Annotated in this window: 29 protein-coding genes; 9 read left to right on the forward strand and 20 right to left on the reverse strand. The window is 61.9% G+C overall.

All coding sequences use genetic code 11. The features are described from left to right. Positions 1–29: 29 nt before the first annotated feature. The 4 genes from X735_RS1000000167810 to X735_RS144455 form a co-directional block, all read right to left on the reverse strand. Positions 30–203 carry a hypothetical protein gene (locus X735_RS1000000167810; protein ID WP_023812604.1) on the reverse strand — a complete coding sequence of 58 codons (174 nt, stop codon included), beginning with the start codon at positions 201–203 and terminating at the stop codon, positions 30–32. 487 nt (positions 204–690) lie between these two features. After that, a complete protein-coding gene (locus X735_RS144465; RefSeq protein ID WP_023812605.1) occupies positions 691–1,863 on the reverse strand; it encodes a M20 aminoacylase family protein in 1,173 nt (390 codons plus the stop codon). 11 nt (positions 1,864–1,874) lie between these two features. Further along, the gene (locus tag X735_RS144460; protein ID WP_023812606.1) at positions 1,875–3,101 is read right to left on the reverse strand and encodes a Zn-dependent hydrolase; all 1,227 of its coding nucleotides are present in this window, start codon (positions 3,099–3,101) and stop codon (positions 1,875–1,877) included. Then, entirely contained in the window at positions 3,098–4,306 is a 1,209-nt protein-coding gene (locus X735_RS144455; RefSeq protein WP_023812607.1) for a diaminopropionate ammonia-lyase, read from the reverse strand. Before X735_RS144455 ends, X735_RS144460 begins: the two co-directional genes overlap by 4 nt. A gap of 105 nt (positions 4,307–4,411) precedes the next feature. On the opposite strand from X735_RS144455, the gene X735_RS144450 reads away from it, so the two are divergent. The 3 genes from X735_RS144450 to X735_RS1000000168835 all read left to right on the forward strand — a co-directional run bounded on the left by X735_RS144450 (position 4,412) and on the right by X735_RS1000000168835 (position 6,927). Then, positions 4,412–4,891 (forward strand): Lrp/AsnC family transcriptional regulator, encoded by a 480-nt coding sequence (locus X735_RS144450; RefSeq protein WP_023812608.1) that lies wholly within the window; start codon positions 4,412–4,414, stop codon positions 4,889–4,891. A gap of 76 nt (positions 4,892–4,967) precedes the next feature. Then, the gene (locus tag X735_RS144445; RefSeq protein WP_023812609.1) at positions 4,968–6,110 is read left to right on the forward strand and encodes an NAD(P)/FAD-dependent oxidoreductase; all 1,143 of its coding nucleotides are present in this window, start codon (positions 4,968–4,970) and stop codon (positions 6,108–6,110) included. A gap of 313 nt (positions 6,111–6,423) precedes the next feature. After that, positions 6,424–6,927, forward strand: a complete 504-nt coding sequence (locus tag X735_RS1000000168835; RefSeq protein WP_155930587.1) for a hypothetical protein — start codon at positions 6,424–6,426, stop codon at positions 6,925–6,927. A gap of 137 nt (positions 6,928–7,064) precedes the next feature. Here the strand turns inward: X735_RS1000000168835 and X735_RS144440 are convergent, their stop codons facing one another. From X735_RS144440 to X735_RS144435, 3 genes are all read right to left on the reverse strand, one after another. Then, the gene (locus tag X735_RS144440; protein ID WP_023812610.1) at positions 7,065–9,173 is read right to left on the reverse strand and encodes a molybdopterin oxidoreductase family protein; all 2,109 of its coding nucleotides are present in this window, start codon (positions 9,171–9,173) and stop codon (positions 7,065–7,067) included. Between the two features lie 135 nt (positions 9,174–9,308). After that, the gene (locus tag X735_RS0134590) at positions 9,309–9,791 is read right to left on the reverse strand and encodes a GFA family protein (RefSeq protein ID WP_348625600.1); all 483 of its coding nucleotides are present in this window, start codon (positions 9,789–9,791) and stop codon (positions 9,309–9,311) included. Then, positions 9,715–10,629 carry an NAD(P)-binding domain-containing protein gene (locus tag X735_RS144435; RefSeq protein ID WP_081734918.1) on the reverse strand — a complete coding sequence of 305 codons (915 nt, stop codon included), beginning with the start codon at positions 10,627–10,629 and terminating at the stop codon, positions 9,715–9,717. Before X735_RS144435 ends, X735_RS0134590 begins: the two co-directional genes overlap by 77 nt. Before the next feature lie 135 nt (positions 10,630–10,764). Between X735_RS144435 and X735_RS144430 the strand changes: the two genes are divergently transcribed. Then, positions 10,765–11,103, forward strand: coding sequence for a helix-turn-helix domain-containing protein (locus X735_RS144430; protein ID WP_023812614.1), 339 nt, complete (start codon positions 10,765–10,767; stop codon positions 11,101–11,103). A gap of 244 nt (positions 11,104–11,347) precedes the next feature. Here X735_RS144430 and X735_RS144425 read toward each other — a convergent pair whose 3' ends face one another. The 5 genes from X735_RS144425 to X735_RS1000000169330 all read right to left on the reverse strand — a co-directional run bounded on the left by X735_RS144425 (position 11,348) and on the right by X735_RS1000000169330 (position 15,963). Further along, a complete protein-coding gene (locus tag X735_RS144425) occupies positions 11,348–13,225 on the reverse strand; it encodes an ABC-F family ATP-binding cassette domain-containing protein (RefSeq protein ID WP_023812615.1) in 1,878 nt (625 codons plus the stop codon). Between the two features lie 124 nt (positions 13,226–13,349). Then, positions 13,350–13,799, reverse strand: a complete 450-nt coding sequence (locus X735_RS144420) for a MucR family transcriptional regulator (protein WP_023812616.1) — start codon at positions 13,797–13,799, stop codon at positions 13,350–13,352. 162 nt (positions 13,800–13,961) lie between these two features. Continuing rightward, positions 13,962–14,165 (reverse strand): hypothetical protein, encoded by a 204-nt coding sequence (locus X735_RS144415; RefSeq protein WP_023812617.1) that lies wholly within the window; start codon positions 14,163–14,165, stop codon positions 13,962–13,964. Continuing rightward, positions 14,158–15,084, reverse strand: coding sequence for a DMT family transporter (locus X735_RS144410; protein ID WP_023812618.1), 927 nt, complete (start codon positions 15,082–15,084; stop codon positions 14,158–14,160). Before X735_RS144410 ends, X735_RS144415 begins: the two co-directional genes overlap by 8 nt. 45 nt (positions 15,085–15,129) lie before the next feature. Further along, positions 15,130–15,963, reverse strand: a complete 834-nt coding sequence (locus tag X735_RS1000000169330; protein ID WP_023812619.1) for a hypothetical protein — start codon at positions 15,961–15,963, stop codon at positions 15,130–15,132. A gap of 110 nt (positions 15,964–16,073) precedes the next feature. Here X735_RS1000000169330 and X735_RS144400 point away from each other — a divergent pair, with 110 nt between their 5' ends. Both X735_RS144400 and X735_RS144395 read left to right on the forward strand, forming a co-directional pair. Further along, positions 16,074–17,033 (forward strand): LysR substrate-binding domain-containing protein, encoded by a 960-nt coding sequence (locus X735_RS144400; protein WP_023812620.1) that lies wholly within the window; start codon positions 16,074–16,076, stop codon positions 17,031–17,033. Position 17,034: 1 nt separating this feature from the next. Beyond that, on the forward strand, positions 17,035–17,625 hold the full coding sequence (locus X735_RS144395) for a GNAT family protein (protein WP_031213543.1): 591 nt from the start codon (positions 17,035–17,037) through the stop codon (positions 17,623–17,625). Positions 17,626–17,673: 48 nt separating this feature from the next. Here the strand turns inward: X735_RS144395 and X735_RS144390 are convergent, their stop codons facing one another. Further along, positions 17,674–18,186: a DinB family protein gene (locus X735_RS144390; RefSeq protein ID WP_023812622.1), complete on the reverse strand. Its 513-nt coding sequence runs from the start codon at positions 18,184–18,186 to the stop codon at positions 17,674–17,676. A gap of 60 nt (positions 18,187–18,246) precedes the next feature. Between X735_RS144390 and X735_RS144385 the strand changes: the two genes are divergently transcribed. Further along, complete coding sequence (locus X735_RS144385) at positions 18,247–18,939, forward strand: glutathione S-transferase family protein (protein WP_023812623.1); 693 nt, start codon at positions 18,247–18,249, stop codon at positions 18,937–18,939. A 17-nt stretch (positions 18,940–18,956) separates the two neighbouring features. Here the strand turns inward: X735_RS144385 and X735_RS144380 are convergent, their stop codons facing one another. Then, positions 18,957–19,214, reverse strand: coding sequence for a DUF2934 domain-containing protein (locus X735_RS144380; RefSeq protein ID WP_023812624.1), 258 nt, complete (start codon positions 19,212–19,214; stop codon positions 18,957–18,959). A gap of 345 nt (positions 19,215–19,559) precedes the next feature. Between X735_RS144380 and ndk the strand changes: the two genes are divergently transcribed. Next, a complete protein-coding gene (gene ndk / locus X735_RS144375; protein ID WP_013532476.1) occupies positions 19,560–19,982 on the forward strand; it encodes a nucleoside-diphosphate kinase in 423 nt (140 codons plus the stop codon). Positions 19,983–20,051: 69 nt separating this feature from the next. Here ndk and X735_RS144370 read toward each other — a convergent pair whose 3' ends face one another. The 6 genes from X735_RS144370 to X735_RS144345 form a co-directional block, all read right to left on the reverse strand. Beyond that, positions 20,052–20,816 carry a YbaY family lipoprotein gene (locus tag X735_RS144370; protein ID WP_023812625.1) on the reverse strand — a complete coding sequence of 255 codons (765 nt, stop codon included), beginning with the start codon at positions 20,814–20,816 and terminating at the stop codon, positions 20,052–20,054. A gap of 111 nt (positions 20,817–20,927) precedes the next feature. After that, complete coding sequence (locus tag X735_RS144365; RefSeq protein WP_023812626.1) at positions 20,928–21,404, reverse strand: molybdenum cofactor biosynthesis protein MoaE; 477 nt, start codon at positions 21,402–21,404, stop codon at positions 20,928–20,930. A gap of 1 nt (position 21,405) precedes the next feature. Further along, positions 21,406–21,663 carry a molybdopterin converting factor subunit 1 gene (gene moaD, locus X735_RS144360; RefSeq protein WP_023812627.1) on the reverse strand — a complete coding sequence of 86 codons (258 nt, stop codon included), beginning with the start codon at positions 21,661–21,663 and terminating at the stop codon, positions 21,406–21,408. A 1-nt stretch (position 21,664) separates the two neighbouring features. Beyond that, entirely contained in the window at positions 21,665–22,261 is a 597-nt protein-coding gene (gene pgsA, locus X735_RS144355; protein WP_023673449.1) for a CDP-diacylglycerol--glycerol-3-phosphate 3-phosphatidyltransferase, read from the reverse strand. Positions 22,262–22,361: 100 nt separating this feature from the next. Next, complete coding sequence (gene uvrC / locus X735_RS144350) at positions 22,362–24,425, reverse strand: excinuclease ABC subunit UvrC (RefSeq protein ID WP_023812628.1); 2,064 nt, start codon at positions 24,423–24,425, stop codon at positions 22,362–22,364. Then, positions 24,422–25,186, reverse strand: coding sequence for an SDR family oxidoreductase (locus X735_RS144345; protein ID WP_023812629.1), 765 nt, complete (start codon positions 25,184–25,186; stop codon positions 24,422–24,424). The genes uvrC and X735_RS144345 overlap by 4 nt, the downstream gene beginning before the upstream one ends. A 413-nt stretch (positions 25,187–25,599) precedes the next feature. Here X735_RS144345 and X735_RS144340 point away from each other — a divergent pair, with 413 nt between their 5' ends. Further along, positions 25,600–26,256 (forward strand): outer membrane protein, encoded by a 657-nt coding sequence (locus X735_RS144340; RefSeq protein WP_023812630.1) that lies wholly within the window; start codon positions 25,600–25,602, stop codon positions 26,254–26,256. Positions 26,257–26,371: the final 115 nt, after the last annotated feature.

Below are 26,371 nucleotides of genomic sequence, written 5' to 3' on the forward strand. Positions count from 1 at the left end.
TCGACAGGCCGAAGCGTGACGTCCGTGTCTTAGCGTTGCGGATCGACACCCATGTCGGCCGACTGCCGCCGCAAGGTCTCGCGATCATATTGCGATGGCGGCAACAGCAGCGGGTCGACCGTATCGGGCACGTTTTCGACCATCTTCCTGGCGATACGATAGGTGACATAGGCGAAGGCGCCGACGACGAGCAGACGGAACATGGTGCAACACTCCTTTGGAGCAGAACCAACCGGGGAAACCGCCTTTGGTTCCCTTGCCAATCGTCCACGCGCGCAGTCGAAGATGGAGGACGGCTATGGGTTTCGCCAGCGCTTTCCCGATGCATTCTCGGAGCACCGGAGGCGGAACTTGGCGTTTGCGGGGCTCGTGCACTGCCGCATGCCGCTGTGGCGTCCCGGACAGGCTTTTGGGGAAGAAGGCCGGCGCCGCTTGGGAGGAGGAATGAAGCGCCGGCCAAGCGGATAATGAGGTCCGCCGCACAGGTGAGGCTAGCTGAGTCTTTCCCCTGCGTCATTGGGGGATTATCTTTGTTAAAAACGTACCTATGCGCACGGCCCTATCGGTCGCCGGTCCGTCACAAGCTTGTCTTGACCATCATCCCCGCAATCTCAATAAACTCCGGAGCTGGTTGGCAATAGCGGTGGTGTTTGGGCTAGCGGCGAGCGCGGCCTGGGGATCAAAACTCGATCATCTTCCCGCCTCGCCACTCAGCCTTTGCCTGACCACGGCGACATGGAAATTCGTGCCGAACAACAGCCCCTCATCGTTGAAGTCGTAGCTGGAATTGTGCAACGGCGCGGAAGCCTCGCCATTGCCGAGGAAGACGAAGCAACCCGGCACATGGTCGAGGAAGCGGGCGAAATCCTCGGAGGCGGTCATCGGCTCGCGGGCGACGGCGATGTTGCCGGGTTCGAAGACGTGCCTTGCGGCGGCAAATGCCGCATCGACCAGTTCGGCATCGTTGCGCAGCGGCACGAACTCCCTGCTGTACTTGACCTCGGCGGTGACATTGTAGGCGACGGCGATGCCCTCGGCGATGATGCGCATTTGCCGCTCGATCTCGGCGCTGACCTCGGGCCGGAAGCTGCGCGCATCGCCGAGGATGCGGGCAAGGCCGGGCAGAGCGTTGCGGGTGCCGTCGGTGATCAGCTCGGTCACCGAAACCACCGATATGTCGGCCGGGCTCAGCCGGCGCGAGACGATGGTCTGCAGATTGGTGACCAGCGCGCAGGCGGCGACCAGCGTCTCGTTGCCCGCATGCGGTCGCGCGGCATGACCGCCGAGCCCTTTAAGCACGATCTCGAAGATATCCTCGGCCGACATTATGGGGCCGGCACGGGTCTCGAAATGCCCGATCGGCAGGCCGGGCATGTTGTGCAGGCCGAAGATCTCGTCGAAGGGAAAGCGCTGCATCAGCCCATCGTCGAGCATGGCGAGCGCGCCCCTGCCCCATTCCTCGGCTGGCTGGAAGACGAAGCGCACGGTGCCGTCGAAACCGCCCTCACCTGCCAGCAGCTTTGCCGCGCCGAGCAGCATGGTTGTGTGGCCGTCATGGCCGCAGGCATGCATGATGCCAGGGTTGCAGGAACGGTAGGATGCGTCCGACCGCTCTGATATGCGCAGCGCATCCATGTCGGCCCTGAGCGCAATCGCCCGGTTGCCGCTGCCGCGCTTCAACGTGCCGACGACGCCGGTGCCGCCGACGCCTTCGCTGACGTCGTCGAGGCCGAACTCACGCAGTTTGGCGGCGACGAAGGCTGCGGTACGCTTCTCCTCGAAACCGAATTCGGGATGCGCATGCAGATCGCGCCGCCAGAAAATCATCTCGCGCCTCAGCGCGTCGCGATCGAGTTCAGACATTTTTCGCCCTGTTACTTCACAAGTTGCGCGGCCACATCAAGCAGGATGTTGGCACCGGCAACAAGCTCGGCATCTTCGGTGTGCTCGCGCGGACTGTGGCTGATGCCGCCGGTGCTCGGCACGAAGATCATCGCTGCCGGTGCGATGCGCGCCAGCATCTGTGCATCGTGGCCGGCGCCGGACGTCATGCGCCGGACGCCGAGGCCACGGTTCTTCGCGGCGGCCTCGATCAGCTCGACGATGCGAAGGTCGAAGATCACCGGTTCGAAGCGGGCCAGTTGCTCGACCGAGATCGTCACGTTCCCATCGGTGGCAAGCTGCTCGAGATAGGCGGCAAGCGCCGCCTCCTCCGCCTGCAGGCGCTGTTCGTCGGGATCGCGCAGATCGATGGTGAAGACGGCGCGCGAGGGAATGACGTTGATGGCATTCGGTTCGAAGCGGATCGTACCCACGGTCGCCACCGTCGGCGCGTTCGAGGCTTTGGTCCGGTCGAGCAGGAAGGTGATGGTCCGGGCGGCGGCATGGCCGGCATCGTTGCGCATCGACATCGGCGTGGTGCCGGCATGATTGGCGACGCCGTCTATGGTGATACGCTGCCAGGAGATGCCTTGCAGATTCTCCACCGCGCCGATCGGCACGCTTTCACGCTCCAGCACCGGCCCCTGTTCGATATGCAGTTCGAGATAAGCATGCGGTTTGAGGAACCCAGGTTCCCGGTCGCCGGCATAGCCGATGCGGGCGAGCTCCTGGCCCAGCACGCTGCCGTCGGTGCCCACAGCCGCCAGCACCGTTTCGGCATCGATGCCGCCGGCATGGACCAGCGAGCCCATCATGTCGGGAGTGTAGCGCACGCCCTCTTCATTGGTGAAAGCGGCGACCGCGACCGGACGCGACGGCGAAAAGCCTGATCCCTTGAGCGTCTCGATCACCTCCAGCCCGGCAAGCACGCCATAACAGCCGTCATAGATGCCCGCATCGATGACAGTGTCGATGTGCGAGCCGATGAGCAGCGGCGCCTGCTCCCTGTTGTCCGGGCTTTGCCAGATGCCGAAAATATTGCCGACCCGGTCGATGGCGACATCGAGCCCCACCTGCCGCAGCCAGCCGACGAAGAGATCGCGGCCCTGCTTGTCGGTGTCGGAGGCGGCCAGCCGGATCAGCCTGCCCTCGCCGTCGCGACCGACGGCACCGAGTTCGCGGATACGGCCAAGCAGGCGCTGTGCATCGATCGCGGTCATGCCGTTGCCTCGGCTTTCATCTTGCCTTCCAGCACATCGGCCGGGCTCATGCCAACCAGCTCGGCATAGCGATGCGGGTCGGTGGCACCTTCGGTGTTGATCACCAGCACCCGCGATTTGCCGTCCAGTCCAAGCTCGGTCGGGTTGTCGGCCATCGCCCGGATCAGCCCGGCAAGACCAACACCGCCGCTTTCGCCGGCGACGATCGCCGGATCGCCGGCGGCCGGCCGTGCCAGCCGCCGCATCACCGCGACGGCGTCGGCCTCATCCACCGTCATGAAGGCATCGGCGGCGCGCGCCAACACCCGCCAGGCGACGGGCGACGCCTCGTAGCATTCAAGCATGGCCATCACCGTCGGCTGGCCGTGCGCGACTTTGACCGGGTGCCCAATCTGGGCGGCTGCAAAAACACAGCCGGCACGCGCCGGCTCGACCACGATGAAGGTCGGCCTGGCGTCACCGAGCACGATGGCCAGATGGCCGGCCAGCGCGGCGGCAATGCCACCGACACCGGCCTGCACGAAGACGTGGGTTGGCGTCCGAGAGAGCTGGCGCAAGGCTTCGCGCACGATCGCCGTATAGCCCTGCATGACCAGGCCAGGAATCCGTTCATAACCGGGCCACGAGGTGTCGGACACAACGGTCCAGCCCTTCTCGGCCGAAACCTGGGCAGCTTGCCTGACCGAATCATCATAGTTGCCGTCAACGCGGATCATCTCGGCGCCATAACGGGCGATCGCGGCGATGCGCTCCTCGCTGACGCCGGCGTGGACGAAGATCGCCGCCCGCGCACCGAGGAGTTGCGCGCCTTGCGCGACGGAGCGGCCATGGTTGCCGTCGGTCGCACAGGCAAATGTCATCGCCGCGGCGACGGCCCGCACATCAGAGCGATCGAGATCGGCCACGTCGACAGGGCGACCAAGCCGGCTGCCTGCCTCCTCCAGCACCAGCCGGAAGACGGCATAGGCGCCGCCAAGCGCCTTGAAGCTGCCGAGGCCGAGGCGAAAGCCCTCATCCTTGATGTGGACGGCGCCAAGTCCGAATTCGGCGGCGAGCGCCGGCAGCGCATGCAGCGGCGTCATCAGGTGATTGTCGCGATGGCTGAGAAAACGCTCGACCGTGTCGGCGCCGGCCACGCCAAGAGTTTCGGCATCGGTTGGATCGAGTGGCAGGCGATGCAAAGCATTGCGGTTGAGCAGGAACACTGGCAGGCCTCCTTGGCATTCAGCGAGAATATATTGCAGGATCGGCGCAAGGAGCGCTGTAATATGGCCTCCCGAATGCAAATTTGTTTCGTCAGGAATATCTCATTGCCTGCAATCCCGCCCTCGCTCGACAGTTTCGATCTCGCCATCCTTGCCATCCTGCAGCGCGACAACACGACGCCGCAGCGGCTGATCGGCGAAGCTGTGAACCTGTCGGCGCCGGCGGTGCAGCGCCGCATCAAGCGCATGGAACAGACCGGCGTCATCGCCGGCAATGTCGCGGTGATCGAGCCGGCGGCGGTCGGCCAGCCGATCACCATCTTCGTCGAGGTGGAACTCGAGAGCGAACGCGCCGAACTGATCGACGCGGCTAAGCGGCAATTCTCGGCGACCCCTGAAATCCAGCAATGCTACTATGTCACCGGCGAGGCCGATTTCATCCTGGTCATCACCGTGGCCGACATGGGCGCTTATGAAGCGCTGACGCGAAAACTGTTCTTCGACAGCAACAATGTCCGCAAGTTCCGCACGTTTGTTGCGATGGACAGGGTCAAGGTCGGGTTGACGGTGCCCTTGCCCGGCTGAGCGTTGCAGGCATGGCAGGCTCCGGCTGCCATGCTTTTGCCATTCTCCGGAAGCGAATTTGTCGGGGGAGGCGCGCTTGGACGACACCACACCAGTTGCGATTATCGGTGCCGGGCCGGCGGGCCTGGCCATTGCCGCGTGCCTGCGGCAGGCAGGGCAGGATTTCGTCCTGCTCGAAAAAGAGGAGCAGGCCGCACCCGCGTGGCGACGCCACTATGAGCGCGTCCATTTGCACACGACCAAACGCTATTCGTCGCTGCCCTTCGTGCCCTTTCCCAGGGAGTATCCGCGCTATGTGCCGCGCGATCTGTTCGCTTCATATCTCGATGCCTACGCGCAACGCTTCGATCTGCGGCCCAGATTTGGAGAAACGGTGCGGGCGATCAGCCGGCGAGGCAGAAGCTGGCTCGTGGACACGACAACCGGCCCCCTGCACGCTTCAAACGTGGTGATCGCGTCGGGCAACAACGCGGAGCCGCTGATGCCCGGATTTGCCGGCGCCGATGCCTTCAGGGGCAAAAGGCTGCATAGCGCCGACTATCTCAACGCCATGCCTTTTGCCGGCCAGTCGGTTCTGATCGTCGGCATGGGCAACACCGGCGCCGAGATTGCGCTCGATCTGGTGGAAGGCGGTGCGCGACCGACGATTTCGGTGCGCGGCGGCGTCCATATCGTGCCGCGCGAGCTGCTCGGCGTGCCCATCCAGATGATCGGCATGGCGGCTCGCCTGATGCCGCAACGCATCAACGATGCCTTGTTCCCTATCATTCTCGATCTGGCGTTGGGCAGGCTGGGGAAATATGGGCTGAAGCGGCCGCGGCAAGGAATGCTGCAGCAGATCGCGCTCTCGTCGCGCATCCCGACGATCGATATCGGTACGGTCGGCAAGATCCGCGAAGGCGCGATCAAGGTCACACCCGATATTGCCGAGATCACCGAACAAGGCACCCGTTTTGTCGATGGCAAGCATGGCGCGTTCGATGCGATCATCTTCGCCACCGGTTTCCGGCCGGGCTATGCCAGATTGCTGGAGCCCGGCGTCCAGCCAGGCGGTAGCGGCGTCAATGCGAGGGCTTCGGACCTCGGTCTTTATCTGATTGGGTTTCACAATCCGGTCACCGGATTGCTGCGCGAAATCTCGATCGAGGCAGAGCAGATCGCCGACGACATCAGCCTCCGACGAGACCGAAACAAGGCGGCTGAAATCCTGCCGGTTTGATCTGCGGTCTGCCTATCCCAGCGCAGTCGTCAGCATCATGCTGGCAATCTCCTTCGTCAGCTTGGCGGCGACAAGCGCCATCGTGTTTTAGAGATCCTGGTTTGGGGCGGGGGCGGCCCTAGCTGGAGCCGGATTTACGGTCGAATGGGAAAAACGCCAGCCACGGCCGGAAGAGCCAGAATATTGGGTGATGGTGGTGAGATGACGCAAAGCCCGCTAAAGGGTGTTGCAAAGCTCTGGTACAAAATCGTAGCTTTAAATTGGGAGTTTATGCGAAACCTCTTATTTGGTAAAAGAGAGCAAGCGGCGCTTCATGAAATCTCCCAGATATAGCAATTTCCTAAGAATTTTAGTCCTCCCTAGAATGGTTGGGGATTTTAAATATGAGACATTAGAAAAAGATCTATTCTTTAAAATTTCTGATTCGAATGAAAAACACGGCAACCTGGTAAGCAGTGTGCTTTTAGACAAAGTTAACAAGAAATTCTGGATTGAAGCTGGAGTATACAGAAACATAACAACATTTAAGGCACAGTTTATTGAAGGCAAAAATGGTAATTTTATACGTGGCTCATTTACTAATAGTGGGACATTGATATCATACCCTATTTTAATTTCAGCCTTTTTTGGATGGGTATATTTCTTAGTAACCAATGAAAATGGGGCCGATATGTTTTTCTACCTCATATTTTTTGCGGTTTTCCACCTAATAATTTCGATTTCATTCAACAACCAAATAAAAAATATTCTAATATTTCTTGAAAATGAACTTCACGTGCATCCATCCCAAAGCGAAATTATTTCGAATCCCTCCTAACTTCCGCGATACATAGCCCCCGCTGAAATCTCAACAATATTAACGTCGCAGCTATGCACGGCGCGCGGCCAATACTTGTTATTGTTGCCGCATCGCCAGATGCACGACCAGGAAATCCCTGACCGGCTATGCCGCCCTCACCCCGCCGCGCGCAGCCAGACCTTGTTGTCATGGAAGGCAGCACCGCCATAGGGCGCCGGCGCATCGGCGCCGGTCAGCACGTTGATGCCCTCGCCGCGCTCATGGGCGCTGTTTGGCCAGATGCCTTCGGCGATCACCACGCCGCGCTTGATGCCGTCGAACAGCTTCGCATGCAGCACGACTTCGCCGCGCGTGTTGCCGACTTCGACGCGATCGCCGTCGGCCAACCCAAGGGCTGCGGCATCGTCGGGATGCAGAAGCAGTTCCGGGCGGCCCTCCCTGGCCTTCGACACCGGCGTTTCCGAGAATGTCGAATTGAGGAAGTTGCGCGCCGGCGACGTCGTCAGCCGGAACGGGTGCGCCTCGTCGGCAACCTCGATCAGATCGACATGATCAGGAAATTCCGGCAGCCGCGCCACCGGGCCGAACAGGCCCATGCTTTTCGGCGGCCGATTGGGCGCTGCCTGTCCCGTCCAGTCGGCACGGAAGCGGAATTTTCCATCCGCATGGCCAAATCCCCTGATGAAATGCGCGGTGTCGAAATCCGGCTGCAGGTCGACCCACTTTTCTTCCTTCAAGCTGTCGAAGCTGCCCAGCCCGCGCTTGCCCAGGATGATGTCGATATGCTGCTGCTCGGTCAGGCCGAAGCCCGGGCGATCGGCGACGCCGAGGCGATCAGCCAATTGCTCGATGACGAAATGGTTGGTGCGCGGCCCGTCCGGCGGCTCGATCAGCTTCGGGCCGAGCGTGATGTGCTGGTTGCCGCCGCCCTTGTAGACGTCGTCGTGCTCGAGGAACATCGTCGCCGGCAGCACGACATCGGCAAGCTTGGCCGTGTCGGTCATGAACTGCTCATGCACGCAAGTGAACAGGTCGTCGCGCATAAAACCCTGCGTCACCAGCCGCTGCTCCGGTGCAACATTCACCGGGTTGGTGTTCTGGATCAGCATCGCCGTCACCGGCGGGCCGCCATAGAGCGCGTCGCTGGCTCCCATCAGCACCGGGCCGATGCGCGAATGGTCGAGATGGCGGATCGAAGGATCGCGCATCTTCGTGCCTTCCAGCACATCCTGGTTGAGCTTGAAGATGCCGGAATTGGAATGGAAGGCGCCGCCGCCCTCATATTGCCAGCTGCCGGTGACAGCCGCGATGCAGGACGCTGCATGCATGTTGACGGCGCCATTGCGCTGGCGCGCGAAGCCGTAGCCGAGGCGGAAATAGGTCTTTTTCGTCGTGCCGACGAGGCGGGCGAAGGCCTCGATCTCGGCGACCGTCAAGCCGGTGATCCCGGCCGCCCATTCCGGCGTGCGCGTCTCGAGATGCGCTTCCAGCCCCTTCGGGTCGTCGGTGTATTTCGAGAGATAGGCGCGATCGGCCATGCCTTCCCTGAACAGGACATGCATGACCGCGCAGGCCAGCGCGCCATCGGTGCCCGGCTTCAGCACCAGGCCGAGATCGGCCTGCTTCATCGTCGCATTCTCATAGACGTCGATGACGACGATCTTCGCGCCGCGCTCCTTGCGCGCCTTGATGGCGTGGGTCATGACGTTGACCTGCGTCACCACCGCATTGGTGCCCCAGATCACCACGCAGTCGGATTTCGCCATCTCGCGCGGGTCCGGCCCGCGCAAGGCGCCGGCGCCCATCATCCAGCCGGTCCAGGCGAGATTGGTGCAGATCGAACCAAAGAAGCCCGAATATTTCTTGGCGTGGCGCAGCCGGTCGATGCCGTCACGCTGCACCAGTCCCATCGTGCCGGCATAATAATAGGGCCAGACCGTCTCCGAGCCGTATTTCTCCTCGGCCGCGATGAATTTTTCGGCGACGAGGTCGAGCGCCGCCTCCCAGCTTGCTTCCTTCCAGGCGCCGTCGCCCTTGGCGCCGGCGCGGATCAGCGGCTTCAGCAAACGGTCGGGGTGGTGGACGCGGTCGGCATAACGCGCGACCTTGGCGCAGACGACGCCGGCCGTGTAGCTGTTGGACTTGGCGCCATGGACGCGGCCGATGCGCTTGCCGTCGAGCAGCTCGACCTCGAGCGCACAGGTCGAGGGGCAATCATGCGGACAGGCCGAATGGCCGATGCGGAGGTGCGCGTGCTGGTTCATTCTGCAAGACTAACGGGTTCAGAACGCCGCGTGTAGGGCCAGATGCGGCGCACGGTTTTGCCTCGGCGAGCAAGCCCCCTGCCTTCTCCTCTTTGGAAGAAGCCGATCGGCCACTCAATGCTGGGGCAGTCTGCTTCAGGAGACTTCCGCCAGGGGCACGCCTTCCAGGCAGAGCCATTTGTGCTTCCTGTTGGGCCAATGGAGAATTGCCGGAGCCGGAAATTCCAGGTCCTCCAGACAGCCGACAGATACCGACAGCGCTTCCGTCAGGCCTTCTGCACGCATGAAGACGATCGATCCGCATGTGGTACAAAATGTCTGCTCCAGCCATTGCCCCGACGAACCGGTTCGTCGCCAGGATTTCGTCTCGCCTTTCTGGGCGACTATGGCGGAGTCGGCATAGATGGCTCGGTATGAGAACGCTGCCCCGGTGCATCTCTGGCATTCCAGGCAACTGCAGGCATAGACGCGCCGAGGCTCTCCGGCGAGAACCAGTTCCGCGCCGCGACACGAGCAGGTCGCCCTTCGCTCTGTCTTGCCATCACGCATTCGCGGGCTCCCTGCCCGGACGGGGCGAGCCATTTCCAAACAGGGGTGAGAGAGATGCAAAATCATCATCCGCGCGCCCGCGCGAGAGCGCCTGCTGAAAAATCCCGTCCATTGCGCGCGGCATGGCCGCGTCAAGACCTCGCTCCTGGCATGCTTCGAGAAGATGCCGGATGGCGCTGTAGTGGGCGCCCAATGACGCGAGCGTTGCGTCGTCGCCGGCAAAGAGGCGCGCCTTTGTCCGGTCAACCACATCGAACAAAGCGGCATCGACAACCGGCTTGAATGCGGACAGATGGCTCCTGAACGTATCCAGATCGAGACCTTCGGCCTCGGCGACAGCCATGCCCTGGAGCGCGCCGAACAGCCCGCCCCACATCTGGGTGAGCAGCGCGGTGTCAAGCGCGGAGGCTTGGCCAGGCACCTCGCCGACATAACTCGTGCCGCCACCAAGGGCAAAAAGCAGGGTCTTGTTCGCTTCGTAGACGGCGTGGGATCCTGAATACAGCAATGCGGTGTCCGGTTTGCCAATAAAATCCGGAGTCGCCAGGATCGCGCCGTCCAGATAGCCGGCGCCATGCGCTTCGATCCAGCGCGCCTCCTCCCGCGCCAAACGCGCTGAGCCGGAGGTGAGTTGTATGACGGCTTTGCCGGCCAGCGCCGAAGCGACATTGCGCTGCTTGAGCAGCGCATCGCTGGCGGCATAATGCAGAACGTTTATGATCAAGACATCGGCCGACCGGATTCCGTCCTCTACTGAAGAGGCCAACCTCGCGCCAAGAGCAGCCAGGGGCTGGCACTTGGCTGCAGTGCGATTCCACACGGATGTTGGATAATTTCGGTCGAGCAACGTTCGAACGATGGACGAGCCCATGCGGCCCGCGCCGAGCACGCAGACATTGGATTTCATGGTGACTTCTCCGATAGCCCTCTCGACGAGGGATTGGTTTGTGTTTGGCGCGCTGATCCAAAGATATATATTCTTGCTGTGTTGAGAAGTACGCACCTTGAGGTAAGCTATTGGAATCATGTCAGGAGTTGTCACATGAGGAGCAAGGAGCCAGACAGTTGCGGCTTTGCCGCCGCGATGCAGGCAATCGGCGGAAAGTGGAAAACCTCGCTATTGTGGGAATTGCACCTGCGGCCGCACCGCTTCGCCGAACTGCACCGGCGGTTGCCTGGAATCAGTGAGAAGATGCTCGCGCAACAATTGCGACAGATGGAGGCCGACGGACTCGTCAGCCGGCGCGCCTATGACGAGGTACCGCCACGCGTGGAATACTCGGTCACGACCCTGGGCATGAGTCTGAACGATGCGGTCACCGCTATGTCGGCATGGGGAAAGCGGCACGAGACATGGAAAGACGAGCGGAAAGCCGCCTGAAAAAAGCAGGAACTCGTGCATGGTCGCGGAAGAGTTTGTGATCCGCGGTCCGCTTCTAAACGCCAAAGGCGGCAATAGATGCCGGGCAGCGTCGTCCGGTCGAGCAAAATAGCCGCAGCAAGTGCATCTGTGCCACAGGCCTTTCAGCCATCTGCCGGATCCGCCGCTACTCTACACCGTCCCGGCGTTCACAGGCAATTCATCGTGCGGCTGGCACGATGAATTCGCTTGCATAGCCGGCTGCTCACTCCGCCGTGCCTTCCTCATACTCGGCCGACATGGTCAGCCATTTTTCCTCGTGGCCGGCCAGTGTCTGGGCCAGTTGCGAGCGCTCCTTGGCCAGCCGGGTCGCCGTCGAGGGATCCTTTTCGTACACCGCCGGATTGGACAGTTCGTCCTCGATGCCGTCGATTCGCTTGCGAATGCGGTCCATCAGCGCTTCGGTGGCGCGGATCTCCTTGGCGAGCGGCTCGAAGGCGGCGCGGCGTGCCGCTGCATCGCGGCGGCGGTCGGCTTTTGACGCCTTGTCGGCCTCGCGCTTGCCGCGGCGGTCGCCGGAGACGCCGGTGACCAGCGACTTGTAGTCTTCCAAGTCGCCGTCATACGGGTTGACCGCGCCGTCCTTGACCAGCCACAGCCGGTCGGCGGTTGCCTCCAGCAGATGGCGATCATGCGAGATCAGGATGACGGCGCCGGGAAATTCGTTCAGCGCATGGATCAGCGATTCGCGGCTGTCGATGTCGAGATGGTTTGTCGGTTCGTCGAGGATGAACAGGTTTGGGCCCTCGAAGGCCGACAGCCCCATCAGCAGCCGCGCCTTCTCGCCGCCCGACAGATCCTTGGCGGCGGTGTTCATCTTCTCGGTCGTGAGGCCGAACTGGGCGACGCGGCCGCGTACCTTCGATTCCGGGGCCTCCGGCATCAGCCGGCGGACATGCTCGTAGGCGTTTTCGTCCGGCCGGAGATCGTCGAGCTGATGCTGGGCAAAGATCGCCACCTTCAACCCGGGCGCCACCGTCATGGTGCCGCTCTCCTGCTTCAGCCGGCCCGACAGCAATTTGGCGAAGGTCGACTTGCCGTTGCCGTTGGCGCCGAGCAGCGCGATGCGGTCGTCGGCGTCGATGCGCAGCGTCATCTTCTTGAGGATCGGCTGACCCTCGGTGTAGCCGACATTGACGTTGTTCAGCGCCACGATCGGCGAGGCCACCGTCTTCACCGGCTCGGGGAAGGAGAACGGCCGCACCGAATCGTTCACGAGGGCCGCGATCGGCTTCATCTTTTCCAGCGCCTTGATGCGCGACTGCGCCTGTCTCGCCTTGGAGGCCTTGGCGCGGAACCGCTCGACGAAGGATTCCATGTGCTTGCGGGCGGCCTCCTGCTTGACCCGGCCCTTCTCCTGCAATTCCTTCTGCTCTGTATATTGACGCTCGAACTGGTCGTAGCCGCCGCGCCAGAAGGTCAGCTTTTTCTGGTCGAGATGGACGATCGAGTTGACGGCGCGGTTGAGCAGGTCGCGGTCATGCGAGATCAAGAGCACTGTGTGCGGGTATTTCGACACATAGTTTTCCAGCCACAGCGTGCCTTCGAGATCGAGATAGTTGGTCGGCTCGTCGAGCAGCAGAAGGTCGGGCTCGGCAAACAGCACCGCAGCGAGCGCCACGCGCATGCGCCAGCCGCCGGAGAAGGACGATGCCGGACGCCTCTGGGCAGCGTCGTCGAAGCCGAGGCCGGCGAGAATGGTGGCGGCGCGGGATTCGGCTGAGTGCGCGTCGATATCGGCCAGCCGCATATGGATGTCGGCGATGCGGTGCGGATCGGTCGCCGTCTTTTCTTCTTCGAGCAGCGCCGTGCGTTCGAGATCGGCCTTGAGCACGATCTCGATCAGCGCATCCTCGGTGCCCGGCGCTTCCTGCGCCACCTGGCCGATGCGGGTGCTCTTCGGCAGGCTGATCGATCCTGTCTCGGACGGGAAATCGCCGGTGATGGCCTTGAACAGTGTCGTCTTGCCGGTGCCGTTGCGGCCGACAAGGCCGGCCTTGGTGCCGGCCGGCAAGGTCAGCGAGGCATGGTCGAGAAGCAAGCGTCCGGCCATGCGGAGCGATAGGTCGTTGATGATCAGCATGGCCGCGCTTTTGCACCGGACATCAACGCTTCGCAAGGCCTTGCGGGCCAGTTGGCCGCACAAGGCCTCGAAACGACGCCCGCTAGGGCGCCGTCAAAGCAGCCGAACAGTGGCTTGCCTGCTCTCAGGCAGTCGCCTTGCGCTTCGTTGCCTTGGCGACAGCGGCCGGCGCTGCTGCCGGCTTGCGGCCAAGTCCCGTCGACTTTGCCAGCGCCGATCGCGTCGCCGAGTAGTTTGGTGCAACCATCGGATAGTCCGGTGGCAAGCCCCATTTGGCCCGATAGTCGTCCGGGCTCAGGCCGTAGTCGGTCCGCAGATGCCGCTTGAGCGACTTGAACTTCTTTCCGTCCTCAAGGCAGATGATGTAGTCGGGAAACACCGACTTCTTCGGATTGACGGCCGGAACCAGGTTTGGGACTTCCGCGACAGCCGCACCGGCGAGCTTGCGAACCGAGGCGCTGACGCTGGCAATCAGCTCGGGCAGGCCGGCAGCCGGAAGCGGATTGTTGCCTACATAGGCCGAGACAATATCGGCCGTCAGCTCGATAACGGTCTTATCATCGATATTTGACAATTCTTTCACCTTATTTGCGACAAAATCATCCACCCCAGCGAAGACTTGTGTCGATGTATCTCTTTAACCGCGTCCCCCAACGGACCGCCAAGCCTCATAAAAGAATCAAGAATCAGCAAAAATAGCATTCATGCAAAATCGACGCTGTGCAAATTAGAAAATCTAATACTTGGAACCAGCAGACTTAGAGGCAGGACTTTCGTCCAATATCTCCAGAATACGCTTCCAGCGGGCGCAACGCGCGAAATCCTTTTGTTCTATCGCCTTTTCGGCCCTCATCGCGGCGTAAAGCGGTGCCTCGGCGCCGAATTCATCGATCAGCCAATTCGCTTCCTGAATAGCCAGACGCTCATTCTCGTCAAACATGGTTTTCGGCCTCCGAACGTTCCACACCGACCGCGACACAACTGCCGATGACGAGGATAGCTCCGACAATGGCCGTCACCGTCAGCCGCTCGCCGGACAAGGTCAAAAGCAGGGTCGAGGCGATCGGCGTGAGATAGGCGACCACCGCGACCCTGCCGCTGCCTTCAAGCTTCAAGGCGCGCGACCAGAAATAGTAGCCCAAGCCCATCGGACCGGCGCCGAGATAAAGGCCGAGAGCCAGGTCCGCGCCGACGGGCCAGGTGAAACCGTCGCGAGCGCACCATAGAAACGTCAAAGCGACGCCAATCAAAGACGATGGCAGCAACAGGCGATCCGCTGGGGTGGCGACCCGTCCCACCATGATCGAGTAGAAGGCCATGCACAGCGCCGACCCGAATGCGGCGAGATAGCCGACCAGATCGCCCTGGAACCAGGATTGGCTGCGCCCTCCCGAAATCACCAGTGCGACGCCGATGAAGCCTACCACCGTGGCGAGACCCAACAGGGCCGGATGCCGCGGATTTTCCAAGGCGATGACTGCCACCGCGACCATCAACGGCCAGGTGTAGGCCATCAGATTGGCCTCGATGACCGGCATCGAAGCGAAGGCGATGTATTGCAGCACCATGGTGCCGACCAGACCGATGAATCCGACTGCGACAGAGATGAGCGCCGCCCCGGCCGTGACCGGTGCTACTCTTTCCCGGCTCATCAATCGGATGGCGGCGAAGACGAGTGCAGCGCCTGCAAATTGCAGGAACTGGACCTGCGACGCCGGGTGGCTGGCCAGCAGGGATTTGCCGACCAGCGCATTGGTGGACCACAACGCCACCGCACCGGCAGCGAAGACCAACGCGGATATCGAGCCGGATCCCTGCCGAAACAATCGGCATGGGATTCTATTTTGCTGTTCGACCATGATCCTGTCCGAAAACCGGTTCCGACTTTTCGGGATCTTGGTTCATTACCATGATTCCCTGGCGCCGCCCGGAACCGGTGCATCGACGGCCGCGGGCACGGGATGCTCTGCCTCGAACCGACGATAGGCCGGCAACTGGTTGGTCCAGACATCTTCGGCCAGTTCGCTGACCCACTCACGGTCGTGGTCATTGTCGGCGGCGAGATAGAACATTCTGTTGTCGTCGACATAGGGCTTGGCCACCGAGCGCTGGTTGAGCACCAGCGTGACGCGCTCGCCGAACCGGATCGGAGCGGTGCGATGCAGGACGCCCAGGAATTGCCCGAGCGTCGCGTAGTTCATCTTGTGATCGATGCGCATGACACTGTTGCGCGGGATCTCGCGGCCGGCTTCGAGAATGGCGCGGCCGGTTTCGGAGTCGTCGCAGTAGATTTCGAGGTGGCCGCCGACCAGCGGATTGCTGATCGACAATGGAATGAGCTCGGTGACCGGAACGCCATCGCAATGCCACTCCACGGCGCCGTCCTTGGGATTCATGAAGGTGACCGTCGAGCCGACGATCGACAGCGGATAGGGCTCCAGCTTGGTGCCCATCATGTCGGACAGCCGCTCCAGGCGCAGCTTGTCATGCAGCAATTCCTTGATCTCGGGGATGAAACGGTCGGCCCCGGTGATGAAGGTCAGATCGAGGTGCTTGTGCACGGCATGGCTGGCCTTGAGCTTCAGGGCAGCCTCCTCGATCGCGGCAAGCAGTGCCGGGTCATAGCCGTGCAGATATTGCGCGACACCGAAACTCGACACTTTCCAGGCGGTTTCATGGCCTATAATGGCTTCGCGGCTCATCGCATAACGCAGTTCGGGAATGGTATGGGCGTTCATTGTACTTCTCCAGGATGGGGGCAACACTTGGTAAACAGTCGATTAATTCACCCACCCCTGTAAAATTAGGAATGCTGGTGCTAGTGTAAGCCAAGCTTAAGGTCGAAACCGTGCGTCTGCTCAGTCAGGTCAACCTCAATTCGCTTAAAATCGTGGAAAGTGCTGCAAGGCACGGTAATTTCACGCGTGCCGGCGAAGAACAGTTCATTACCGCTTCAGCGGTCAGCCAGCGGGTGAAAAGCCTGGAGGATCAGCTTCGTTTCAAGATTTTCCAGCGCGGCGGCAATGCGGTCTCGTTGACGCCGGAGGGTGAGACCTATGTCTCGCGCGTTCGCGAGGCGCTGGAGCGAATCGTCGCCGCCAGCATGGAAGCGACCGGGCAATCGCAGGAGCATGTGCTAAAAATATCGGTGCTGCCGACCTTTGCCGCACGCTGGCTATTTCCACGCCTGCCGCTGTTCCAGCAGCAATATCCCGATATCGTGATGCGGGTCTCGACCTCCTACGCGACGCATGAGTTCACGGCCTCGGAATTCGATCTCGAAATCCGTTATGGCGACGGTCACTTTCACGGGCTGCAATCCGATCTGCTGTTTCGCGAAGACCTGACACCGGTGTGCAGCCGCAAGCTGTTCCACGAAGTCCTCGGCGATAAGCGGCTGTCGAAGGTGACACCGGACGACCTCAAGCACTTCACCCTGCTGCATTCCGACACCTGCACCCAGAATTGGCAATCCTGGCTTGGTTTCGCCGGCGCCAGCTTCGTGCTCAGCGAGACCAAGAGCATCTATTTCGACTCGTGCATGATGTCCTACGAGGCAGCCAATTCCGGGATGGGATTTGCGGTGGCCAACCGTGCCTATATGGCCAGCGACATCCGCGCCGAAAGGCTGGTGGCTCCCTTCGCCGTCCACCATCCCAACACGGCTGGCTGGTATTTTGTCTCTCCGCAGAAAGGCCTTGCCGCACGCAAGGTCCAGTTGTTCAAGCAGTGGGTGATGGCGGAAGCGGCTCTGACGCAGTGCCAGCTGGACAGCGAAATCAGGGGCGAAGCTTCGACGGCTGCCTGAAATGGACGTGCAATCCGTACAGCCCGCCTTGGTCGGAAAGATTGTTGAGCTCACGCCACTTCAGCAGGCACATTCGTCGGGGCTTCTGAGCGCGGCAGCGGATGGTGCGTTGTGGAACCTGAGGGCCAGCGTGGTCCCCGGGCCAGACACGATCGATGGATATATTGCCAATGCCCTGGCTGGACGACGGGCCGGCACTGTCATGCCTTATGCAATCGTCATGCGCAGCACGGGAGTGATCTGCGGAAGTACGCGGTTTTGGAAGATCGATCGCACGAATAGAAAGCTGGAGATCGGGCATAGCTGGCTCAGCAGTTCGGTTCAGCGGTCCGGGGTCAATACCGAGGCGAAGTATCTTCTCCTGGCCCATGCATTCGAGTTCATGGGATGTGTCCGTGTGCAATTCACCACAGACGAACTGAACGACGCGTCAAGGGCAGCCATCCTGCGAATTGGCGCCAAGCAGGAAGGGATCGTTCGCAACGAGCGGATCATGCCGGACGGTCGGAAGCGCAATTCCGTCCGGTTCAGCATCATCGATTCCGAGTGGCCCGAGGTAAAGACGATGCTGCAGCACAAAATGCAGCGATAGTGGCGCAAGCTCTTCAACCCCGGACCGACTACGCAAAACGCCACCGGATCAGGCGAAAGCCCTGCCCTCCTCGGTCCGCTGGAAAAGCATCAGGTCCAACCCCAGGCTTGGCCGTCCCAGGATGGTCAGGATCGTATGCGCCTGGCCGCGATGATGGGTCTGGTGGTTGAAGACGTGGTCCAGCGCCGGCGCCAGCCTTTGCGAGACGGTGCGCATATCCGAGACGGTCATGTAGGTGAAGCGGCCCGTCAACGCCTTGTCATTGAGGCCGCCGACCCAATCGATGATCCTCCTGTCCTCGGCTTCACGCGCCGCCCGCAGGCCGGTCAACCCCCGATGCAGGATGGCATCCAGTGTCGTCGGCGCGTCGCCCTCGCCGGTGAAGCGCTTCATCCAGATGCGGTCGGCAGTCAAAAGGTGGTTGAGCGTGCCCATCATCGAGCCGAAGAAGGCACCGACATCGCGGTTGAATTCCTCATCATCGAGCTCGGCGGCGGCCTCATAGATGCGGCCATTGGCCCATTGATTATAGGCCGCAAACATCATGAAATGCTGTCTCATGGCTTCCCCTCGGCTCGCGTCGATGCGGGGCCTACCTAACGCTTGAAGGGCCTGCCGCCAATGACCATTCTGCTCTATGATCTCGTCGGACGCGACAGCACACGTCCGTTCAGCCCGCATTGCTGGAAGGTGGCGATGGCGGTCGCCCACAAGGGGCTCGACATATCGACCGTGCCGACGCGCTTTCTCGAGGTGCCCGCTGTCGAGGGCGGCGTTTCGAAAACCGTCCCGGTGATCCGCGACGGCGAGACGGTCCTCGCGGATTCCTTCGCCATCGCCCTCTATCTCGATGAAGCCTATCCGGACCGGCCGACGCTGTTTGGCGGTGAAGGCGGCAAGGCGATGGCTCGTTTCGTCGAGCGCTGGTCGCAACTGACCATCCATCCCTACGTGACCACCGCCGCGATCATCGACCTCCACACCATGCAGGACGAGGAGAACGCCGCTTATTTCCGCCGGAGCCGCGAGCAACGCTTTGGCAAGACGCTGGAGGACGTCGTCACCGCGCGCGACGCCGGGCTGGCGACATTCCGCGCCGCGCTGGAGCCGCTGCGTTCAATGCTCGGCTATCAGCCATTCATCGGCGCCGCGTCGCCGCTGTTTAGCGACTATATCGTCTTCGGCGCCTTGCAATGGGCGCGCATAGCCTCTCCCTACCAACTGCTCGACGATGGCGACGTGGTGGCGCAGTGGTTCGTTCGCTGCCTCGACCTGCATGGCGGGCTGGGACGAAAGGTCGCCGCCGCGGCTTGACGCCGTAAAGCAGTAACTTACTTGGCCGCCTTCTTTGGCTTGCCGGCCTTCGTGGCAGCCTTTGCCTCCTTGGGGGCGGCCTTTGCCTTGCCTGCGCCAGCTGCCTTCCTGGTTGGCTTTTTGGCTGCCGACTTGCCTGCGGCGTCCTCCTGGTCGACATCGGTGGCCGCCTGATGCCAATGGCGCTCATGATGGCCAGCCGGCTGGCCCTCCTGCACCCAAATCTGGTGTGCGCGGTTGCGAATGCGTTCCTGACGATCGTCTGTCATGGTCATGGTGTCTCCATACGGCCCGACCTCAGCGCGGCGCCGACACGCGACTATAGCAAGCAAAGCGTTGCTGTGCAGCCGTCTGAACGGGGCCGGCTTGCCGCAGAAACGCGCAGCCGTCCGGCCCTTCGCTCCCGCTCCCTGCCCTTCGGGCGTTCAAACCCTTTGAAAGGTCCACTGGACCTTTCAATCCGCCCGAAGGCGGACCGGGCTTTCACCGTTCGTCACTCGGAAAGCCAAGCAGTTGGCTTTCCGTCCGCCGCGCGGACCGTTCCTCACCCCTTGGCAATGGGCCGGGCGGCTTGTATAGAGCCCGCCACTCTCAATTCCATTCTCAGACAAGGACGACCCATGGCGCTCGAACGCACATTTTCCATGATCAAGCCGGACGCAACCCGGCGCAATCTCACCGGCGCCATCACCAGGATGCTGGAAGAGGCAGGCCTGCGCGTCATCGCCTCGCGCCGGGTCTGGATGAGCCGCCGCGAAGCGGAAGGCTTCTATGCCGTCCACAAGGACCGCCCTTTCTTCGGCGAATTGGTGGAATTCATGTCGTCGGCACCGACGGTCGTCCAGGTGCTGGAAGGCGAGAACGCCATTGCCAGGAACCGCGAAGTGATGGGCGCCACGAACCCGGCTAACGCCGCCGAAGGCACCATCCGCAAGGTTCATGCGCTGTCGATCGGCGAAAACTCCGTGCACGGCTCCGACGCACCGGAGACCGCGGCAGAAGAGATCAAGTACTGGTTCTCGGACACCGAGATCGTCGGCTGAGCCGATAGTCCAGACCTTGGATCCCGTAAAAAGAAGGCCGGCGTTTCGCCGGCCTTCTTCGTTGGGGGGTCAGCTCGCCGCGCTAAAGCGCAGGATCTCGCGGCCGTCCTTGTCCGATATGATGAGCTTGCCGGCATCGACACGGTATGACGCCGCCTTGGCCAGCGCATCGAACAGCGCCTTTTCCTCGGCCATCACCTCGGGCGCACAGGCCTTGTAGGTAGAACCGATGTCTCTGATCACGATCGTTTGGCCATCGAGTTTGGCAGTGGCGAAATAGGTGTTGCAGGGGCCGCTGCCGCCCGCCTTGCCGGCCTCGCTGACCCTGAATGTCGCTTGCGGGGCAGCAATGGCGCCGATGCCGTCGACATAGTCGACCAGCCAGAGCTGATCGAAGACCGAAACCATGGGCTCGGCGCTCGGGGTGACCATCTTCAGCATGATGGTCTGCGGCACGTCGGCCAGCGGATCGACCTGATGGCGCATATCGGAGATGAACAGCAGCTTGTCATCGACGGTGATGCGGGCTTGCAACGCGTAGGTCATCTGCGACCGGATGACGGAAGGGTCGAATTTGATCTCGAAGCTGATCGGCACCTGGCCGGCCGGCTGCACTTTCTGCTCGCCGATGATGGTGGCAGGCGCATCGGCCAGCGACACATCGGCAAGTTGTACGGACAGCACGGCACTGGGCGGCAAGGCAATGCGCTCGCGATAGATGACCTCGCCCCTCACGGCCTGTTCGGCGGCAACAGACTGGTCCGGAACGGCCAATATGCCGACGACCAGAGGCACGAAACCGAAGATGAAGAACTCCGCGATCCTGTCCAGCATGACCATCTCCCTCACCCCTGGCTGCCAATGCCCCGGGCTGCCAATGCCCCAGGCTGACCAATCCTGCCAATTGGCCAAAGGATTGCGGTCAATGCATGGCTGCGGCGGATCTTATTCGGACTGAGACCAGCGTTGCGCGGCCGTTGCATCGGCCTCCTTGGCCTCGACCCAGCCACCCTCCGAGCCGTCAGCCCGATGCTCCTTCTTCCAGAAGGGCGCGCGCGATTTCAAATAGTCCATCAGAAAATTCGCCGCCTCGAACGCCGCATGGCGATGCGCCGAGGCTGCCACGACCAGCACGATGTTCTCGCCGGGCGCGATCTTCCCGTGGCGGTGGATGGCGGTGAGCCCCTGCAATGGCCAACGCTCGACCGCTTCAGCAGCGATGCGGGCGATTTCCGCTTCGGCCATGCCGGGATAGTGTTCGAGCTCGAGCGCTGAGAGCGCGCCCTGCTCGTCGCGGCAAAGGCCTGAGAAGGTCACCACGGCGCCGATATCGGCGCGGCCTTGCGTCAGTCTGGCGATCTCGGCGGCGACGTCAAAATCCTGGCGCTGAATGCGCACGACAGGTAAGACCCCGCCGCTCATGTCAGCCCCCGGTCATCGGCGGGAACAGCGCGATTTCGCGGGCGCCCGCGATCTTCTCGCGGTGCTCGACATGTTCCTGGTTGATGGCGACGCGGATCACGTCGGGATATCGCAGCGCGTGCTCGTAGCCCTCGCCGCGCGATTTCAGCCAGCGCAGGAGATCGGCGACCGTCTCGATGCCGGCAGGCAGGTCGACATCCTCCTCAGGCAGGCCGATGCGTTCGCGCACCCAGGCAAAATAAATGAGCCGGGTCGTCATCTCACTCGTCCATGATGTGCTTGAGGCCGGCGCGGAAATAGTCGTAGCCCGTATAGAGCGTAACCAGCGCCGCGATCCACAGCAGCACCAGCCCGGTCTGGGTGGTCAGCGGAAAAATCTTGTCGCCGGCCGGTCCGGCCAAGAGGAACGCTATGGCGACCATCTGGATGGCGGTCTTCCATTTTGCCAGCTGCGTCACCGGCACCGAAACTTTCAGCGCCGCCAAATATTCGCGCAGACCCGAGACGAGGATTTCGCGGCACAGGATGATGATCGCGGCCCACAACGACCAGCCGGCAATGCCCGCATGGCGATCGGTGTCGGCGGCCAGCAGCAGCAGGCAGGTGGCGACCAGCAGCTTGTCGGCGATCGGGTCGAGCATCTTGCCGATGTTGGAGGTCTGCTGCCAGGCGCGCGCCAAATAGCCATCCAGATAATCGGTGATCGAGGCGAGCAGGAAGATGATCAGCGCCGACCAGCGGGCAAAGTCGCTCGACTTCAGATGTCCTTCGAGAAAAAAGCATAGCACCACCAGCGGCACCGCGACGATGCGGGCGTAGGTGAGCATATTGGGCAGGTTGAACGCGCGCTTGGCCATATCTGGGAAACTCTTTCTGCCTGCCTACTCAAATCAGAAGCGAATGTAGGGGGTCAACAGGCGAGAATCGATTGACCAGACGAAAATAGCATCCTTGCTGTCAGCTCTCATGGAAATGATTGTAGACCAGTTTCGCCACCTGCTCGGAAATACCGTCGACTTTCCTCAAATCCTCGATGGCGGCGCGGCTGACCGCCTTGGCGGTGCCGAAGGCCAACAACAAGGCGCGTTTGCGGCCTGGACCGATACCGCTGATCTCGTCGAGCGGGCTCTTGACCATCTCCTTCTTGCGGCGCGCCCGATGCGAACCGATCGCGAAACGATGGACCTCATCGCGCAGCCGCTGGACGAAATAGAGCACGGGATCGCGAACCGGCAGCGAAAACGAGTCCCTGCCTTTGACGAAGAACCGTTCGCGGCCGGCGTCGCGGTCCTGGCCCTTGGCGATGCCGATGGCAACCACGCGGTCCTCGATGCCGAGATCCGAAAGGATCTTGCGCACCGCGGTCATCTGGCCCTGGCCACCGTCAATCAGGATGACATCGGGCCAGGCCGGGAAGCTGCCGGAGATATCGTCCTCCATATCGTCTGCCGAACCATCAACTGCATCGCCAGCCGGGACATCGCCATGCTCCTTGAGCAACCGCGAAAACCGTCGCTCCATCACCTCGCGCATCATGCCGAAATCGTCACCAGGCGTGATCTCGGTCGAGCGGATGTTGAATTTCCGGTACTGATTCTTCACAAAACCTTCCGGCCCGGCGACGACCATGGCGCCAACGGCATTGGTGCCCATGATGTGCGAATTGTCGTAGACCTCGATGCGCACCGGCGGCTTCGGCAGGCCGAATGTCTCGGCGAAACCCGCAAGCAGGCGTCCCTGGGTGGAGGTTTCAGCCAGCCGGCGTCCGAGCGCCTCGCGGGCATTCTGCAGGGCGTTGTCGGTCAGGTCCTTCTTCTCGCCACGCTGCGGCACGGAGATCGCGACCTTGCGGCCGGCGCGGGTGGAGAGCGCCTCGGCCAATAGTTCCTGATCCTCGACGCCATGCGACAGAAGAATGTTCCGCGGCGTCGGCTTGTCGTCATAGAACTGCGCCAGGAACGAACCCAACACCTCGGCTGCTTCCAACGCCGGATCGGCCTTGGGGAAATAGGCGCGGTTGCCCCAGTTCTGGCCGGTGCGGAAGAAGAACACCTGGATGCAGACCTGGCCGCCTTCCTGATGGATGGCGAAGACATCGGCTTCGTCGACGGTAGCCGGATTGATGCCCTGGTGGCTCTGCACATGCGACAGGGCCGCAAGTCGATCGCGATAGATCGCGGCGCGCTCGAAATCGAGAGCTTCCGACGCCTGCTGCATGGCGGCCGAGATTTCCGTCTTCACCTTTTGGCTGCGGCCGGACAAGAAGTCCTTCGCCTCATTGACCAGTTCGGCATAGTCCTGGTGCGAAACCTCTCCGGTGCAGGGGCCGGCGCAGCGCTTGATCTGATAAAGCAGGCATGGCCGCGTGCGGTTCTCGTAGAACGAGTTGGTGCAACTCCTGAGCAGGAAGGCGCGCTGCAGGGAGTTGATGGTGCGGCCAACGGCACCGGCCGAGGCGAAGGGCCCGAAATAATCGCCTTTGCGCGAGCGCGCGCCGCGATGCTTGTAGATGCCGGGCGAGACATGGTCGCCGGTCAAGAGGATATAGGGAAACGACTTGTCGTCGCGCATCAGGACGTTGAAGCGCGGCCGCAAGCGCTTGATAAGGTTGGCTTCGAGCAGCAGCGCTTCGATCTCGGTGCGGGTGACGACGAACTCCATCGTCGACGTTTCGCGCACCATGCGGCCGATGCGGGTGGTGTGGAAGCGGCCTTGCGCGTAGTTGGTGACGCGCTTCTTCAGGCTGCGCGCCTTGCCGACATAGAGCACATCGCCGGCAGCGTTCATCATGCGGTAGACGCCGGGCGCGTTGGGCAGCCGCTTAACCAGCGTCTGGATCACCTCGGCGCCGATCATGCCTTCCGCGTCGCCGGCATGCGGCGTCCAGTCGATGGCGGTGAAGGCGACATCGGGACCGACGGTTTCAACGATCTCCTCGACTGCCTCGTCCTCGACGTCGATATCGGGGGGCAGATCGTCGGCGCCGCCGCGCGGCTTGCTTTTGTGGTCTACGGGACTCATTCCGTCATGCCTGTCACATCGGGCGTCTGCCACGCAAGATGCTGGCCGCCATCAAGCGCGATCATCTGGCCGGTGACCGAGCGCGCTTCCCAGAGATAGCGGATCGTGGCGCCGAATTCCGGCAAATCCGGGCCGCGCTTCAGGACCAAGCCATCGACTTGGGCTGCAAAATCGCTGTCATCCTGACGCGCGTTCTTCAGGGTCGGCCCCGGGCCGATGGCATTGACGCGGATGCTGGGGCCGAGCGCTTGCGCCATCATCTGCGTGGCCGTCCACAGCGTCGACTTGGACAGCGCATAGGAGAAGTAGCGCGGCGTCGGCCGCCAGACGCGCTGATCGATCATGTTGACGATCAGGCCCTCCTGCCCTGCCGGCAACGCCCGGGCGAAATTCTGCGCCAGGAGCGCGGGCGCTTTCACATGGACGGCAAAGTGCCGGTCCCAGGCCCGCCACTCGAAATCCAGAACCGAATCGTCCTCGAACAGCGACGCATTGTTGACCAGCAGCGGAATCGGTCCGAGCGCTGCTTGCGCCTGGCCGACGAGATCGCCAACGGCGTCCATATCGGTCAGGTCGGCGGCGACCACGGCGGCACGGCCACCTCCGGCGATGATTTCGGCAGCCAACACATCGGCCTGGGTGCGCGAGCGGTTGCAATGAATGGCGACGGCAAAACCGTGGGCGGCGAGATCCTCGACGATCGCCCTGCCGATCCGCCTGGCCCCGCCCGTCACCAGCGCCGTGACAGTGGCTTTGCTCATATGGTGTCAATCCTCAATTTCGGGCCGAAAAAGCGGTGCCGGCGAAATATGGCCCGGCATGCGTTAAATGGTGTTCGCACCTTGGGCAGCATTGTGGCGAAACGGCCGTTTGGACATCCCGGCCCGCCCTGGACTCGGGCGCGCCCGACCGCAATATAGGGTGCTGGAGTCCTTGCACCAAGCGGTGTGCAGCGCAGCACGGGATGGTTCCTGCCATTTCGCTGTTGCGAAGATGCAACGTCAAGGTTCTGCCTCATTCGTGCCGGGGAATGACCCAAGTTCAGGTTCGCTTCAGCCGCATTTTGACACGACATTTGGAACCGACGAACGCCAGATCCGTTTCACCCCCCGGACGGGTAGATGGCGATCGTGAGAAACAAGCCTGTGTCCTGTGGCTTAAGGAGTAAAGAACAATGCAAGCCAATCTCAAATTCGCACGGCCGCTGGCCGTTGCGCTCGGCCTCTTCGCCCTCAGCGGAACCGCCTATGCTGCTGACGTGGTTTCGGAAGAGCCGCCGGCACCTGCGCCGATCGCTGAACTTCCGGTCGCTTCGTGGGCCGGCCCCTACGCCGGTCTCAACGTCGGCTATGGCTTCAGCGGCCGGACCAAGGAAAAGGATTTCGACGTTGAAACCGATACCAAGGGTTTCGTCGGCAGTGTCTTCGGCGGCTATCAGTGGCAGCAGGAGAACTTCGTCTACGGCGCTGAAGCCGAACTCGGCTACAACGGCGTCAAGGGCGACGACAACGGCATCGACTCCAAGGCCGGCTTTGAAGGTTCGCTGCGTGCCCGTCTCGGCTACGCGGTCAGCCCAGAAATCCTGCTCTATGGCACCGGCGGTCTCGCCGGCAGAAGCCTGAAGGTGGAAGACACCGTCCTTGGGGCCAGCGATCGCGCAACGATGCTCGGCTGGACCGCCGGTGTTGGCACCGACATCAAGTTGACCGACAATGTCTTCGGCCGCGTCGAGTACCGCTACACCGACTTCGGCAGCAAGAGCTTCGACGGCATCGGCAAGGTCAAGGCCACCGACAACCGCGTCACCTTCGGCGTCGGTATGAAGTTCTAAGTCGTTCAAGCCACGACACGAAAAAGCCGGGCCTCGCGCCCTAATGCAGTTCACTTAAGTTGGGCTGGATGAGGATCTGGTAAGACCTATCGAACAGGATGGAGATTCGTTTCCA

Source organism: Mesorhizobium sp. L2C084A000 (assembly GCF_000502875.1).
Classification (GTDB): domain Bacteria; phylum Pseudomonadota; class Alphaproteobacteria; order Rhizobiales; family Rhizobiaceae; genus Mesorhizobium.

Bases quoted from the DNA above. Each gene is read 5' to 3' on its own strand.
- X735_RS144370 (WP_023812625.1), bottom strand. From the start codon at position 20,816: ATGCTGGACAGGATCGCGGAGTTCTTCATCTTCGGTTTCGTGCCTCTG.
- X735_RS144385 (WP_023812623.1), top strand. From the start codon at position 18,247: ATGACCATTCTGCTCTATGATCTCGTCGGACGCGACAGCACACGTCCG.
- X735_RS144410 (WP_023812618.1), bottom strand. From the start codon at position 15,084: ATGGTCGAACAGCAAAATAGAATCCCATGCCGATTGTTTCGGCAGGGA.
- X735_RS1000000169330 (WP_023812619.1), bottom strand. From the start codon at position 15,963: ATGAACGCCCATACCATTCCCGAACTGCGTTATGCGATGAGCCGCGAA.
- X735_RS144390 (WP_023812622.1), bottom strand. From the start codon at position 18,186: ATGAGACAGCATTTCATGATGTTTGCGGCCTATAATCAATGGGCCAAT.
- X735_RS144435 (WP_081734918.1), bottom strand. From the start codon at position 10,629: ATGAAATCCAATGTCTGCGTGCTCGGCGCGGGCCGCATGGGCTCGTCC.
- X735_RS1000000167810 (WP_023812604.1), bottom strand. From the start codon at position 203: ATGTTCCGTCTGCTCGTCGTCGGCGCCTTCGCCTATGTCACCTATCGT.
- X735_RS144345 (WP_023812629.1), bottom strand. From the start codon at position 25,186: ATGAGCAAAGCCACTGTCACGGCGCTGGTGACGGGCGGGGCCAGGCGG.
- X735_RS0134590 (WP_348625600.1), bottom strand. From the start codon at position 9,791: ATGATGATTTTGCATCTCTCTCACCCCTGTTTGGAAATGGCTCGCCCC.
- X735_RS144425 (WP_023812615.1), bottom strand. From the start codon at position 13,225: ATGCTGATCATCAACGACCTATCGCTCCGCATGGCCGGACGCTTGCTT.
- X735_RS144460 (WP_023812606.1), bottom strand. From the start codon at position 3,101: ATGACCGCGATCGATGCACAGCGCCTGCTTGGCCGTATCCGCGAACTC.
- X735_RS144430 (WP_023812614.1), top strand. From the start codon at position 10,765: ATGAGGAGCAAGGAGCCAGACAGTTGCGGCTTTGCCGCCGCGATGCAG.
- X735_RS1000000168835 (WP_155930587.1), top strand. From the start codon at position 6,424: ATGAAATCTCCCAGATATAGCAATTTCCTAAGAATTTTAGTCCTCCCT.
- moaD (WP_023812627.1), bottom strand. From the start codon at position 21,663: ATGACGACCCGGCTCATTTATTTTGCCTGGGTGCGCGAACGCATCGGC.
- X735_RS144440 (WP_023812610.1), bottom strand. From the start codon at position 9,173: ATGAACCAGCACGCGCACCTCCGCATCGGCCATTCGGCCTGTCCGCAT.
- X735_RS144415 (WP_023812617.1), bottom strand. From the start codon at position 14,165: ATGTTTGACGAGAATGAGCGTCTGGCTATTCAGGAAGCGAATTGGCTG.
- X735_RS144340 (WP_023812630.1), top strand. From the start codon at position 25,600: ATGCAAGCCAATCTCAAATTCGCACGGCCGCTGGCCGTTGCGCTCGGC.
- ndk (WP_013532476.1), top strand. From the start codon at position 19,560: ATGGCGCTCGAACGCACATTTTCCATGATCAAGCCGGACGCAACCCGG.
- X735_RS144465 (WP_023812605.1), bottom strand. From the start codon at position 1,863: ATGTCTGAACTCGATCGCGACGCGCTGAGGCGCGAGATGATTTTCTGG.
- uvrC (WP_023812628.1), bottom strand. From the start codon at position 24,425: ATGAGTCCCGTAGACCACAAAAGCAAGCCGCGCGGCGGCGCCGACGAT.
- pgsA (WP_023673449.1), bottom strand. From the start codon at position 22,261: ATGGCCAAGCGCGCGTTCAACCTGCCCAATATGCTCACCTACGCCCGC.
- X735_RS144380 (WP_023812624.1), bottom strand. From the start codon at position 19,214: ATGACCATGACAGACGATCGTCAGGAACGCATTCGCAACCGCGCACAC.
- X735_RS144365 (WP_023812626.1), bottom strand. From the start codon at position 21,404: ATGAGCGGCGGGGTCTTACCTGTCGTGCGCATTCAGCGCCAGGATTTT.
- X735_RS144395 (WP_031213543.1), top strand. From the start codon at position 17,035: ATGGACGTGCAATCCGTACAGCCCGCCTTGGTCGGAAAGATTGTTGAG.